This is a genomic window from Pseudomonas putida S13.1.2 (assembly GCF_000498395.2).
GTDB lineage: Bacteria > Pseudomonadota > Gammaproteobacteria > Pseudomonadales > Pseudomonadaceae > Aquipseudomonas > Aquipseudomonas putida_Q.
Map to the genome: position 1 here is coordinate 2156224 of NZ_CP010979.1, position 13040 is coordinate 2169263.

The 13040-nt window shown below is 60.7% G+C and carries 11 protein-coding genes; 5 read left to right on the forward strand and 6 right to left on the reverse strand.

What is annotated here, in order from left to right; translation table 11 throughout:
• Positions 1 to 97 precede the first annotated feature (97 nt).
• The gene (locus N805_RS09770; RefSeq protein ID WP_019471155.1) at positions 98 to 1411 is read left to right on the forward strand and encodes an L-fuconate dehydratase; all 1314 of its coding nucleotides are present in this window, start codon (positions 98 to 100) and stop codon (positions 1409 to 1411) included.
• Between the two features lie 64 nt (positions 1412 to 1475).
• Positions 1476 to 2786, forward strand: coding sequence for an MFS transporter (locus tag N805_RS09775; protein ID WP_019471154.1), 1311 nt, complete (start codon positions 1476 to 1478; stop codon positions 2784 to 2786).
• Here N805_RS09775 and N805_RS09780 read toward each other — a convergent pair.
• The 3 genes from N805_RS09780 to N805_RS09790 all read right to left on the reverse strand — a co-directional run bounded on the left by N805_RS09780 (position 2778) and on the right by N805_RS09790 (position 7055).
• Complete coding sequence (locus N805_RS09780; RefSeq protein WP_019471153.1) at positions 2778 to 4133, reverse strand: aminotransferase class I/II-fold pyridoxal phosphate-dependent enzyme; 1356 nt, start codon at positions 4131 to 4133, stop codon at positions 2778 to 2780. The genes N805_RS09775 and N805_RS09780 overlap by 9 nt on opposite strands.
• Positions 4133 to 5518 (reverse strand): hypothetical protein, encoded by a 1386-nt coding sequence (locus N805_RS09785; protein WP_019471152.1) that lies wholly within the window; start codon positions 5516 to 5518, stop codon positions 4133 to 4135. Before N805_RS09785 ends, N805_RS09780 begins: the two co-directional genes overlap by 1 nt.
• A gap of 517 nt (positions 5519 to 6035) precedes the next feature.
• Positions 6036 to 7055, reverse strand: coding sequence for a zinc-dependent alcohol dehydrogenase family protein (locus tag N805_RS09790; protein ID WP_019471151.1), 1020 nt, complete (start codon positions 7053 to 7055; stop codon positions 6036 to 6038).
• 206 nt (positions 7056 to 7261) lie between these two features.
• On the opposite strand from N805_RS09790, the gene N805_RS09795 reads away from it, so the two are divergent.
• Positions 7262 to 8176: a LysR family transcriptional regulator gene (locus tag N805_RS09795; RefSeq protein ID WP_019471150.1), complete on the forward strand. Its 915-nt coding sequence runs from the start codon at positions 7262 to 7264 to the stop codon at positions 8174 to 8176.
• Positions 8177 to 8262: 86 nt separating this feature from the next.
• Here the strand turns inward: N805_RS09795 and N805_RS09800 are convergent, their stop codons facing one another.
• The 3 genes from N805_RS09800 to N805_RS09810 all read right to left on the reverse strand — a co-directional run bounded on the left by N805_RS09800 (position 8263) and on the right by N805_RS09810 (position 10209).
• Positions 8263 to 8763 (reverse strand): hypothetical protein, encoded by a 501-nt coding sequence (locus N805_RS09800; protein ID WP_155412683.1) that lies wholly within the window; start codon positions 8761 to 8763, stop codon positions 8263 to 8265.
• A gap of 74 nt (positions 8764 to 8837) precedes the next feature.
• A complete protein-coding gene (locus tag N805_RS09805) occupies positions 8838 to 9545 on the reverse strand; it encodes an RES family NAD+ phosphorylase (RefSeq protein WP_019471148.1) in 708 nt (235 codons plus the stop codon).
• Complete coding sequence (locus N805_RS09810; RefSeq protein ID WP_026034426.1) at positions 9538 to 10209, reverse strand: hypothetical protein; 672 nt, start codon at positions 10207 to 10209, stop codon at positions 9538 to 9540. Before N805_RS09810 ends, N805_RS09805 begins: the two co-directional genes overlap by 8 nt.
• 351 nt (positions 10210 to 10560) lie before the next feature.
• Between N805_RS09810 and N805_RS09815 the strand changes: the two genes are divergently transcribed.
• Both N805_RS09815 and N805_RS09820 read left to right on the forward strand, forming a co-directional pair.
• Positions 10561 to 12393: an AAA family ATPase gene (locus N805_RS09815; protein ID WP_046811318.1), complete on the forward strand. Its 1833-nt coding sequence runs from the start codon at positions 10561 to 10563 to the stop codon at positions 12391 to 12393.
• Positions 12394 to 12395: 2 nt separating this feature from the next.
• Entirely contained in the window at positions 12396 to 13040 is a 645-nt protein-coding gene (locus N805_RS09820) for a 4Fe-4S single cluster domain-containing protein (protein ID WP_026034425.1), read from the forward strand.

Below are 13040 nucleotides of genomic sequence, written 5' to 3' on the forward strand. Positions count from 1 at the left end.
AATCCGGTATCGCTGATTAAGAACTGGCGATTATGCCTGTATCGCTCGACAACCTACAGTCAGGTCTCCCAGCGCTTGAGCAGAACAAGAGTCGACCATGAGCATACGTATTACCCACCTGAGCGTTCGCGACATTCGTTTCCCTACTTCGCTGTCGCTGGATGGCTCCGACGCCATGAACAGCGCCCCCGACTATTCGGCAGCCTACGTGGTACTGCACACCGACGCCGAGGCCCTTGAAGGCCATGGCCTGACGTTCACCATCGGCCGCGGCAACGAGATCTGCGCAGCAGCAGTGCAGTCGCTGGCACCGCTGATCGTCGGCCTCACACTTGAAGAGATCACCGCCGACATGGGTGGCTTCTGGCACCGCTTTACCGTCAGCGACAGCCAATTGCGCTGGCTTGGCCCGGAAAAAGGCGTGATCCACCTGGCCACCGCGGCCATCATCAATGCGGTGTGGGACCTGTGGGCCAAGCAACAAGGTAAACCGGTGTGGAAACTGTTGGCCGACATGACGCCTGAACAGTTGGTGCGCTGCCTGGACTTCAGCTACGTCACCGACGTGCTCACCCCCGAGGAAGCCATCGCCCTGCTGCGCCGCCAGGCCCCGGGCAAGGCCCAACGTGAGGCGCAGATGCTGCGCGAAGGCTACCCCGGTTACACCACCGCGCCAGGCTGGTTGGGTTACAGCGAAGAAAAGATGCGCAAGCTGGCGCGTGAGGCCGTGGAAGATGGCTGGACCCACATCAAGCAGAAGATCGGTGCAGACCTGGAGGAAGACATCCGCCGCGCCAGCATCCTGCGCGACGAAATCGGCTGGGAACGCACCCTGATGATGGATGCCAACCAGGTGTGGGGCGTGGAGGAGTCGGTTGCCAACATGCGCCGCCTGGCCGCCTTCGAACCGCTGTGGATCGAAGAGCCGACCAGCCCGGACGACATCCTCGGCCACGCCACCATTCGCCAGCGCATCGCGCCGATCGGCGTCGCCACCGGTGAGCATTGCCACAACCGGGTCATGTTCAAGCAGATGTTCCAGGCCGGTGCGCTGGATTTCTGCCAGCTGGATGCCGCCCGCCTGGGTGGCTTGAACGAAGTCCTGATCGTGCTGCTGATGGCCGCCAAGTACGACGTGCCGGTGTGCCCGCACGGCGGCGGCGTCGGGCTGTGCGAATATGTGCAGAACATCGCCCTGTTCGACTACATCGCCGTGTCTGCCTCGCTGCACAACCGGGTACTGGAGTACGTCGACCACCTGCATGAGCACTTCATCGACCCGGTGGTCATCCGCCGTGGGCGCTACATGCCACCGCAACGCCCGGGCTACAGCATAGAAATGCATGCCGAGACCCTGGAGCGCTACCAGTACCCCAATGGCGCGGTGTGGCTCGATATCAACCGTTCCTGATCCACAAGCCTGGGTGTGCCTCCACAGGGGCACACCACCAGCACTTTTCTCGGGGAAAAAAACAATGACAACCCTCACCCGTGCAGCGGCTCCGGCCCCTGCCGTCACCACCGAGCAGCGCCTGAACGGCCTGCTGTTACGCAAATTGATGCCACTGCTCATCGTCGTCTACGTGATGAGCTTTCTTGACCGCACCAACATCGCCCTGGCAAAAGCCAGCATGGGTATCGACCTGGGCCTGTCAGCAGCGGCCTATGGCCTGGGGGCCGGCCTGTTCTTCCTTACCTATGCGCTGGCCGAAGTGCCCAGCAACCTGATCATGCACCGGGTGGGCGCGCGTTTCTGGATTACCCGCATCATGATCACCTGGGGCCTGCTCTCAGCGGGCATGGCCTTCGTCCAGGGAGAAACATCGTTCTATATCATGCGCCTGTTGCTGGGGGTGGCTGAAGCAGGCCTGTTCCCCGGGGTGATGCTGTACCTGACCTACTGGTTCGACCGAGAACAGCGCGCCCGGGCCACAGGTTATTTCCTGCTGGGCGTGTGCCTGGCCAACATCCTCAGCGGCCCGCTGGGCGGTGCCCTGCTGGAAATGGACGGCGTACTGGGCTGGCATGGCTGGCAGTGGCTGTTCGTCCTCGAAGGCTTGCCCGCCGTAGCCCTGGCGTTTGTGGTGTGGAAAAAGCTGCCCGATGGACCAGCCTCAGCGCCCTGGCTGTCGGCCGCCGACGCCCAGGACATCGAACGCCGCCTGGCTGCCGAACGAGCTGCCGCGCCACAGCAGAGCAAACTGGGGCAGATGTTCCGCGACCGGCAAATCTGGCTGGCGATCTCGGTGTACTTCGTGCACCAGATCACCATCTACACCGTGATTTTCTTCTTGCCGGGCATCATCGGCAGCTACGCTGCGCTATCACCCTTCCAGATAGGCCTGCTGACGGCCGTGCCGTGGGTTGCTGCTGCCATCGGTGCTGCCACCTTCCCACGCCTGGCCACCTCGCCACGCCGTTGCCGCACGCTGTTGTTCTGCGGCCTGCTGACCATGGCAACAGGGTTGCTGCTGGCATCGCTGGCCAACTCGTTCATCGGCCTGATCGGGTTTTCACTGACCGCCCTGATGCTGTTCGTGGTGCAGTCAATCCTGTTTGTCTTCCCGTCCAGCCGACTGAGTGGCAGCGCGTTGGCAGCGGGGCTGGCGTTCGTCACCACCTGCGGCCTGTTTGGCGGTTTCGTCGGGCCCTCGGTGATGGGCTTGATCGAGCAGACCACTGGCAGTACCCGTAACGGTTTGTGGATCATTGCCGCATTGCTGGTGCTGGCAGCATTGCTCAGTACCCGCTTGCGCCAAGGGCAAGAGCAGACGCAGTCAGCGTGAAACGCCGGCGGGCCGCCCGCAGCGCGGCTCAAGCGCCTGCGCCAGGCGCTCCACCGCCTGTTGCAGGCCACCCGGCTGGTCGCCCAGCCACACCAGTGCCAGGTACTGCCGGTACCGCCCCTGCAGGCTGAAATGCCCGCCCGGCAGTGCATGCAAGGCGGAACCTGCCAACGCCGCAACGATGCAGTCCCACTCCAGCGGTTGGCGAAAACGCACCCACAGCATTCGCCCGCCCTGGGGCATCTGCAACGTCACTCGCTGACCAAACTGCAACTCCAGCGCGCGCACCAGAGATTGTGTGCGCCTTTGCAGGTCGGTACGCAGCTGTACAAGCTGCATCTCGATCTGCCTTTTACCCATCATCAGGGCAAGCGCTTGCAGGCGCAGCGGCGCAAGCCGAAATGCCCGTTCGGCAAACGCCTGGGCCAGTGCGGCGTCATGGCCCAGCACATAGGCGTAAGGTGCTTCGGCCCCCACTGCGGCCTCGAATGCCCCCAACACCAACAGCGAGCGGGGGTCGACCCAGTCGCGCAGGCGCGTGTGTGGCGGCCCGCTGTAACAGTGTTCACTGTCCAGGTCGTTTTCCAGCAACCATACAGCATGCTGGCCCAAGAGCTGACCAAGCTGCTGCTGGTAGTGCGGCGACACCAGCCGACCTTGTGGCATGCGCAGGCAAGACGGCATCACCAGCATGCACACCCGCTCGCCGCCCAGCAACCGGGCCAAGGCGCGCAGGTCCGGGTTGCCGCGGCTATCGGCAGGCACTTCCAGCACCCGCATGCCAGCACGCGCCAAAGCGCGCAACACCTGCCAGCAACAGGGCGACGGCACCAGTACCGTCCCGCCCTGCAAGGCAAGCCCCGCGAGCACCGTCTCCAGCACCGCCTGCACATCAGGGGCCAGTTGAACGTCCTCGGCACGCCAGTACTGGCTGGAGGACCGGGTATAACACTCAGCCACGGCATTGCGCAGACGGGTGTCGCCCAGCGTTTCCCAGTGTGCAACATTGCTGGCGCGCTGACGGGCCAAGCGCCGCTCGTGGCCTAGTAGCGCACGCTCCAGCAATGGCTGCACCGGTAAGGGTGGCTGCAGGTACATGGGCGCTGCCTCTGCCTTTGCAGCGACCTGAGCGTAGTAGCCGGACCTTGGCTGACACTGGACGCGGCCTTCTTCCTCTAGCAGGTTGTAGGCACTCTGCACGGTTGCCAATGACACCCGCAGCCGTCGGGACAGTGCGCGCAACGACGGCAACTTGCATGGGCCACCACCTGAGGCCTGCTCTATCAACGCCTCCAGGTAGCGGTACACCTTGCGATAGGCGAACTCGCCGGGAACCGCTTGCCCCATCAAGGCAACGCCGCTGGGCCACGGCGGCGCCCCGACGAAGGCCGTGGCAGCAACCTGAGGTGCACGTCACGGCGGGCCAGGTTGCTCTGCAAGCGCCAGGCAGTCAGCGGCATGCGCCCTTCATAGATCGCCCGCAATTGCACCAGCGGCAGGCCACTGGTATTCACCAGCCAGTCCCGCACCGCATCGGGGCAGGGTTTACCTTGCAAGGCCCGGTGCAGGTACGGCAGCGCTACCAGCATGTCTGCATGCCGGCACTGCAGAAAACGCTCGAGTTTCTTCCCCTGCCTGGCGAACGGGCTGAACAGCAGGCACACCAGTTGAGTCTGGTTGATACCGTAGGCCTTGCCCAGCGCCAGGGTATGTCCATCGCGAGGCTTGCTGTCGCCCGACGGCTCTGCCAGCCGAAGCGCCGGGCGAGCGGCCTGCAGCTCAAGGCTGCGTGCCCGCAGTTCGTGCAAGTGTGCCGGGGCGTGCGGGTCGACGAACGCCGCCAATGGCCAGGCACCCTCGGCCGTTTCGAACCCACCCCCCAGCATGGCGTCATGTTGCTGCCCTTCAAGCAGATGCGGCAGCAGGTCATCTATGGCAATCGCCCGCAACGGGGCATCCTCCGTGACGGCGGCCTGTGCGGGCTTCGCCATGTCGCCCGGCGAGGCTTCGACACCACCGTGCAATCGGCTCACCCCGTGGGCCAGCGCCGCCAGGCCCTGATGCAGCACATGCGGGCCGCGCTCCCCTGCCAGGCGCAGGCTACGCCGGGCCCAAGCCAGGTAGCGACGCCGCTGTCCCACGGGAATGGCAGTGATCAAGACGTCGGCCGGTGTCGGCCCCTGCAGTGCAGACCCCACGGCATCCGCCAGCTCCAGGTGCAGGCGGCTACCCAGCAGCGCTTCGGGCCTGGCATCGACCATGTGCCCGAACATCAGCATGGCGTTCCTCGCCATTAGCCAGCGGTCGGGCGCTGCCGAAGACTGACGGCTGAATGGCACCACTTCGCGCCCCTCGATCATCTGCAGCTGAACCCGCGGGTCATCCTGCATGAACAGGGCACTGAAACTGCGCTCGTGGCCTTCCAGGGTGTCGCTGGCAGCCACGGGCAGGCTGACTACGAGTACCCGCAACTGAAAGGTTACCGGCGCACGCAGGGCGATGCTCAGTTGTGCCGCACGCAGCATGGCCAGCAGCCGGGCACTGCGACAATCGCCGCCTTGCAGCACCAGCACGCGAAACGTACCGATATACTCCGGCCCACCTGCAGCGACCAGCAACCGTTGTATCAGCAATTGCAGGGACGCTCGCTGCGGCTGTGACATTTGGCTCAACAAGCGCTCGAGCACTTGCTGGTAGATATAGTGCATTGCCTGATCGTGAATAGCCGTCACGAAATCACCTCGTCAACTTCTATGCAGCCACCGCGTGCTGAGTCCGGTATTCAAGATTCAACACACCCTGTGCTTACCAGGAAGAAATTTCCTACGCTCAAATTGAAGTAATGACGTAACGCATCACTGTCGCCAGACCATCGAAAAAAAATCGCAACCGCGACGGCCCGTCGCTACCACACACAGCTCATCCTCAGGCGTTGCCATGCTCATTCCACGCTCCTTGCGCAAACTATCATGGGGCCATTATCGAGGGATGCAGAGCGAATAGAAGATACAGATCTGGGTAAAAAAACCATTCAGCAAGACTGCAGAGACACACTGAACGCCTGGCCGACATCGTTCAAGGCTGAATAGTTGGCGGAATATTTCCATGCAACGACAGAGCATCGCCTTATATGTAGTCCACGACTGACTTTACTGTAGGAACATTCTTATAGTTCGCAATTAAAACATTCTGCTCCACACACAAAAAACCCGGGACTCTGCCCGGGTTCATCGTTATTGCAAACTGCTATCAGTGCGCCATGTCCAGTACCACTCGCCCACCGCAAGGGCATTGGTCCATGTAACGATGTGCCTCCACCACCTGCTCGAACGGGTACACCTTGATGATTTGCGGCGTTAGCAGCTGGTCAGCGGTGAACTGGTTGATATCGCGCAAGGCACGTTGCAGCGCCACCTGGTCCTGGCTGATGCCAAGTTCCGGCTTGCCGGTGAAGTTACCGATGCAATGCACGTAGAACTGGATGTTCTTCTGAAAGGCTGCACAGGCCGGAAACGGCGTCTGGTTACCACCTTGCAGGCCATACAGGACCAGGCTGCCACGCGGCGCCAGCACATCGCCCAGCAGCGACATCTGCGGCCCGCCCATACCATCGAGGACCATGTCCACGCCGCGGCCATCAGTGTACTTGCCCACTTGCAGCAGCAGGTCCTGCTCTTCGGTGACAATCACCTTGTCGGCACCCAGGCCCAGCAGATACTCACGCTGCTCCGGCTCTTTGGTCGCAGCAAACACCTTCAGCCCCAGGGCTTTGCCCAACTGCACGAAGGCAGGCCCGGCGCAATGGCTGGCATCGGTCACCAGCGCGGTCTGCCCGGCCTTGGCCCGGGCCAGGTCAACGTAGGCAAAATAGGCGATCAGCAACGGCGTATAGTGCACGCTCGCCTCGATCGGGGTGAGCACATCCGGGTAGCGGGTAATGGCCGTACGCGGCAGCACGATTACATCACCATATACCGGGTGATCGTTGGCACTGGTAGCCGGGAAGCTGGCGACACGGTCGCCCACCGCAATGTCGTCGACCCCTTCACCGACCGCAGTCACCACTCCGGCCATTTCATGGCCGATGCCCGCCGGAAGGCGTGCCTGGGACGGCGCCAGGTTCTGGCGCCAAAGCACGTCATACCAGCTGACACCAACCGCCTGGACGCGGATCTGTACCTCGTCGGCAGCGGGTGACGGTTCGGCCTGCTCCTCGCAACGGAGCACATCGGCAGCGCCGAACTTGTGGAAACGGATCATGCGGGACATCGCATACCTCGCCTTTGTGAACCTCTAATTACCACTGACTTTATCCGGGCTTTGGTGGTTAGACCATCAGTGGTCATTAATAGTCGACATGCTTGTCATCGATTGGGCACCTGACTTTCCCTGCAATTGGTCCCCCTAAACCCGTGCAGGGTAACAGCCTTTGGCCGTAAGATTCACCCCTGCCCCACTTTAGGCGAAGCGCACCGATGAATCGAAACGACCTGCGTCGCGTAGACCTCAACCTGCTGATCGTGTTCGAAACGCTGATGCATGAGCGCAGCGTAACCCGCGCCGCGGAAAAACTGTTCCTCGGCCAGCCGGCCATCAGCGCGGCCTTGTCACGCCTGCGCAACCTGTTCGACGACCCGCTGTTCGTTCGCACCGGCCGCAGCATGGAACCCTCGGCGCGGGCTCACGAGATATTCGCCCTGCTGTCCCCGGCGCTGGATTCGATTTCCACCGCGGTCAGCCGCGCTGCCGAGTTCGACCCCGCCACCAGCAACGCGGTGTTCCGCATCGGCCTGTCGGACGATGCCGAGTTTGCCCTGTTGCCACAGCTGCTTAAACGCATCCGCGCCGAAGCGCCGGGCATCGTGCTGGTGGTGCGGCGGGTCAATTACCTGCTGATGCCGACGTTGCTGGCCTCGGGCGAGATTTCGGTGGGGGTCAGCTACACCAGCGAACTGCCCGCCAACGCCAAGCGCAAGGTGCTGCGCCGTAGCATGCCGAAGCTGCTGCGTGCCGACAGCGTGCCCGGCAGCATCACCCTGGACGACTTCTGCGCACGGCCCCATGCGCTGGTGTCGTTTGCCGGTGACCTGTCCGGGTTCATCGACGAAGCCCTGGAAGAGATTGGCCGCAAGCGCCACGTGGTGCTAGCGGTGCCGCAGTTCAACGGGCTGGGGAGCTTGCTGGCGGGGACAGACATCGTGGCTACCGTGCCGGACTATACGGCCGATGTGCTGACTGCTGCGGGCGGTTTGCGAGCCGAGGACCTGCCGATACCTGTGCGCAGTTTCGAACTGCACATGGCCTGGCGCGGGGCGCAGGACAACGACCCGGCGGAGCGGTGGTTGCGGTCGCGGATACAGATGTTTTTTGGGGATCCCGAGAGTCTCTAGGCGTCCAGAACGCCGTGCCGTATAGGTCGTTGAATTCATTGGCGACGCCCAGATAGCGCGTTTTCTCAGCCAAATTTTTGAATGCGCTATTTAATGGCTGCTGCTTGCTTTGGGTCTTTTAAAGTCTCTTCACCCAACGCCAGCATGGCACTAAGCAACGTGAGACTGAATACCATGACAAGCGTACGAATTACATGCTCAGCGCTCAACGAGTCCGGTTCGACCCAGTGCCAAACCGTCAAAAATCCCAGTATCGCTCCTAGACCCGTCCTGCCTGCGGTCAAAAAACTCCCACCAATGTCACCTAAAAAAAGATGCACAGCGTCGAGCCAACGCTGATACCGAGCGGACATGAACCTCCACTTGTATTTCACAATTGCAGCCACCGCGAATGCTAAACATAGCCACGCGTAGTAGGCCATCAAAAAAGGTGCGGCGAGTAAAAGGTCCAGCATTGCCTTGAACTGTGCTGACGACTCTGAATTTAACAGAACTGGCACTCCTCCCAATGCGAAGGCGAGTGCCAGCTCCCGAGATGCCCTCGCAACAACGTGCAATTTTGGACGTGTTTTTTTAACCTTGAACATGTCAATCCTCATCGTGCGTACTCGTTGGATCTGCGCTGGCTTTGCTCGGAGCAGCAACGATTAATAAAGACAGGTCAGCTTTTTCCCGCGACGATGACGACCCCAATCCGGTCTGCTAGATCAAGCACCGAGCCAAACAGAGTCGAGTCTTCGATCAAGCTGCGCGACGCCCCTTGCGAATTAAGCGCACCGCCTGGAATCCGGTCACCGAACAGCACCACCGCGCGTGCCGAATCATCCTGTCGCGACACCCAAGACAGCCCTTGTACATCCGGGTATTGACGGTGAATAGCCTCAGCCCATTTGCGCGTTGCGGGGTATTGATCTTTCTCAGTGTCGATCAGTTGCTTTCGAGTGACGCCCAATTTACGCAGGGGGACACTGGACAGATCAACCAGGTGCAGTGGCTGGCTAACCTGGACAGCTGAATGCATTTGCTCAACCAGCTTGCCTTTGTCGAAACTCTTGAATCCAGCGGTGTGGGGTACGTCGTGAAAGACGGTCTCCATCAAGGCGCACTCAACTGTCGTGCCTCCATACAAGGTAGGAATCGCCCGCCCCTGATCATCCTGAATGGGGCTGAAGCGTGCATTGCCATGCACGCCGGGATTGAATTGATCCGGCTGATATTTTTCCTGATGCACACGATGGAGAACGTCGCCCTTGGCAAGCACCGTAATAGTCACGTGAAGCGCAGCCGTAGGCACCGGGGTGACGGACTCCGCCAAATCCGTGGCAGGTGGCGCCAAACCCTCGTTGGACTCGGTACGCTGTTTAGCCATGGACAATACCCTGGATCTCATCCAGTGCGGCAGCAATCACCCGATCAGGCGCCGATGCCAGCAGGTCCTGGGGCCTTTTACCACCCAGAAAACTGTTATCTGACCGGAACCAGTAAGCCAGACCCCAGCCGTCCTTGTGGCCACCGAAAGCCTCAATGACTTTGGCTAGTGCCTTGAACGGCCGATAGCCCGCGTCCGGATCCAAGCCGTAACCAGGGAAATAGTCGACCCCTCCGTGATTGATGGCAAAGATCTGCCCCTGCTTTTTCCATTTGTTGGGCTGGGCACTCGGGTTACGGGTACTCAACTGGGCCACCTGCGCAATACCTGCTGCGGTCAACCAATCACCGCTCTCCAACACTGCTTTGCGGGCTTGTACCAGCATCGCCGCTTCCTTGAGCAGGCGAGGTGAAGGCGGCTTGCGCGTCACAAACACCTCGGCCAGACGCTCCAGTGCCTTCGGGTCCTGGCGCTCCTGCAACACCTCATACATCGAGGAGGCCACATGGGCAAAGTTTTCCGCCAACGCTTCAAATACACCGAGCTCGATACGATCGAATGATACGACCAGCACTCGATCCGCATGCGAGCGGCTCAAGCTAGCCCGAGCCTCCTTAGGTGTACCTACCAACGTTGAGACGCCCGATTGCTCTGTAACGCTCATGGAAAATCTCCTCACCGGTTATCTACATTATTCAATCTTAGCATATCCTTGATAACTCCAGCGCTGAGCTAACCCCATTCATCATGGATGCCTATAGATCGGTTTGAGCAGAGCACGCCGTGCCGTTGATCAGGGTGATGACTCGGAAACAAGAAGCTTCGCGGGGATCGATACCCTTCACGTCCAGCTCGTACGCCGACCGATCCTCGATCAAGTTGCGTAACGCTTCCCTAAGAAACGAGCGCCCCCTTAGAAGCGTTCTCTCAACACCACTTTTCGTAGCAGCGCACTGGCAAATGGGCGCATTGAGCAATACCCTGCCCGTACCGCCCCAACGTTACGAGCCGAAACATGTCAGGGATTGCCATATTTGAAAGCCCACGTTGGCTACGAGATCTTCTCCGCTTCTTGCCGCTGAAGAGCCAATTCGTCCTATCAGGCAACATTCGCGACCTGCAGGCGAGTGAAGTGGCGCCCGGCACAGTGACTGCGCAGAGCTTCAACCAAACCCTCTGTAATGCCCTGCTCGATGCCGGCTACACCCAGGTCATCGCCTGGGATCCCGTGTCCGGTTTCCGGGCAATCGACAAACCCGGTTCCGCCCCGGAAGCTGGCCAGACGTTGCTTCAGGAACTTGGCCTGACTCCGGTAAATGGCGCAGCCCCCGCAGGTATCGATTTGCTGGGCGCCACCTTGCCACGGCTGGTGGGCCGTGCTGGCGAACCTATCGCGCTGATCATCGATTTCGCCTCACGCCTGGTGGTTCGCAACGACTCCCTCAGCGCGGCGGAACATCAGCTCTTCACCCAGGCCCTGGTGCAATCCCATCAGGCTCGCAGCCGTCCGGCCACACAGTTGCGTAAACCGTTCTTCAATACCCTGCTATGGCTGGTGGAAAAAGAAGGTGATTTGCCCGACTGGTTGCTGGTCGACAACCCGCGCCTGCGCCATATTCCCGTGTCCAAACCCGATCAATTGGCCCGCCGTGCATTGGCACCGGCCTTGCTCAGGGGGCTCAGTGGCAGCCAGGGCGCCAGCGAAGTGGTCATGCATCAGGCTGTGGAAGCCTTAGTTCAGAACACCGAGGGGTTGCTACTGCTCGATCTCAGTGCCATTGCGCAACTGGCGCGGGTCGAGGGTGTAGCCATGGAGCAGATTGCCGACGCGGTGCGCCGCTATAAGATCGGTGTCACCGAGGACCCGTGGCTCAAGATCGACCGTCAGCGTATCCGGCATGCGGATGCGCTGGTCCACCAACGAGTCAAAGGCCAGGAGCATGCGGTGACGCACATGCTCGACATCGTCAAGCGTGCGATGACAGGCGTCGGCGCCAGTCGAAAGGGCAACCGTCCACGGGGCGTAGCCTTTCTCGCGGGGCCGACCGGCGTGGGCAAGACCGAACTCGCCAAAACGATTACCAGCCTGCTGTTCGGCGACGAAAGTGCATATATCCGCTTCGACATGTCGGAATTCAGCGCCGAACATGCCGATCAACGCCTTATCGGCGCACCGCCCGGCTACGTCGGCTATGACGTCGGCGGTGAACTGACCAATGCTATCCGCGAGAAGCCGTTCAGCGTGGTGTTATTCGATGAAATCGAAAAAGCTCACCCAAGGATTCTCGACAAGTTCCTGCAGATCCTCGACGACGGCGTGCTGACTTCAGGCCGCGGTGATCGGGTGTACTTTTCGGAGGCCCTGATCGTGTTTACTTCCAACCTGGGGATCTATCGCCAGGGTGACAATGGCGAACGCGTTGCCAACGTTCTGCCGGGCGAAGCCTTCGAGCAAGTCCAGGAGAAGGTGCACGGCGAAATCGACCGATATTTCAAGCTGGTGCTCAACCGGCCGGAAATCCTCAATCGAATCGGCGAGAACATCATCGTCTTCGACTTCATTCGCGAAGGCGTTGCGGTGCAGATCTTCGAACAGATGGTCAACGCCACCTTCGACGACCTGCAGGGCCAGAACCTGTTTATCGAATTGGCCCCCCAGGCACGCCAGACACTGCACAACCTCTGTCTGCAGGACCTGTCCAACGGTGGCCGGGGCATCCGCAACCAGTTAGAGGCACGCCTGCTCAATCCCCTGTCGCGGGCACTGTTCGATCAGGACGCGCAATCGGGCGAGCACTTCACGATCACCGAACTGGACATCACCGGACTGAAGATGGAACGTCGCTGAACATGGACCTTAGTCTGTCACGCATGCATTTTCCGGTCACTACCCTCGGCCCGGGGCGGCGTATCGGTATCTGGTTTCAAGGCTGTAGCATCCGCTGTCCAGGCTGCATCTCTGCTGATACTTGGGGCCCCGGGCACCGACGCTTGTCGCTGGAACAACTGCTTGAACAGATAACCCCCTGGCTGCAAGAGGCCGAAGGAATCACCCTTTCAGGAGGGGAACCGTTCGACCAGTTCGACGCCCTGCGATCACTGCTCGAGGGCCTGCGTCGGCTCAGCAAGCTCGACATCCTGGTTTACAGTGGCTACTCCCTAGAGCAACTCGATGAGCCGCTGCTCCAGACCAACGGCTTGATAGATGCCTTGATCAGCGACCCCTATATCGAAGCACTCAGTCAGACCATGGCTTTGCGCGGCAGTGACAATCAACGCCTGAGCCTGCTCACACCACTGGGTCGGGCACGCCTGGGTGATTACGAACGCCTGCTCGAACCCACCGACAAGGCGCTCGACCTGATGTTTGACGAAAGTGGCAGCGTCTGGATGGCCGGCATACCACGACGTGACGACCTATTGCGCTTACGCGATCTGCTGCATGAACAAGGCCATCATTTACAGATCAGCGCACACGCGTCGCGACGCCGCTGA

Coding starts and splice junctions, on each gene's coding strand:
- N805_RS09770 (WP_019471155.1), top strand. CDS start 98: ATGAGCATACGTATTACCCACCTGAGCGTTCGCGACATTCGTTTCCCT.
- N805_RS09775 (WP_019471154.1), top strand. CDS start 1,476: ATGACAACCCTCACCCGTGCAGCGGCTCCGGCCCCTGCCGTCACCACC.
- N805_RS09780 (WP_019471153.1), bottom strand. CDS start 4,133: ATGGGGCAAGCGGTTCCCGGCGAGTTCGCCTATCGCAAGGTGTACCGC.
- N805_RS09790 (WP_019471151.1), bottom strand. CDS start 7,055: ATGTCCCGCATGATCCGTTTCCACAAGTTCGGCGCTGCCGATGTGCTC.
- N805_RS09795 (WP_019471150.1), top strand. CDS start 7,262: ATGAATCGAAACGACCTGCGTCGCGTAGACCTCAACCTGCTGATCGTG.
- N805_RS09800 (WP_155412683.1), bottom strand. CDS start 8,763: ATGTTCAAGGTTAAAAAAACACGTCCAAAATTGCACGTTGTTGCGAGG.
- N805_RS09805 (WP_019471148.1), bottom strand. CDS start 9,545: ATGGCTAAACAGCGTACCGAGTCCAACGAGGGTTTGGCGCCACCTGCC.
- N805_RS09810 (WP_026034426.1), bottom strand. CDS start 10,209: ATGAGCGTTACAGAGCAATCGGGCGTCTCAACGTTGGTAGGTACACCT.
- N805_RS09815 (WP_046811318.1), top strand. CDS start 10,561: ATGTCAGGGATTGCCATATTTGAAAGCCCACGTTGGCTACGAGATCTT.
- N805_RS09820 (WP_026034425.1), top strand. CDS start 12,396: ATGGACCTTAGTCTGTCACGCATGCATTTTCCGGTCACTACCCTCGGC.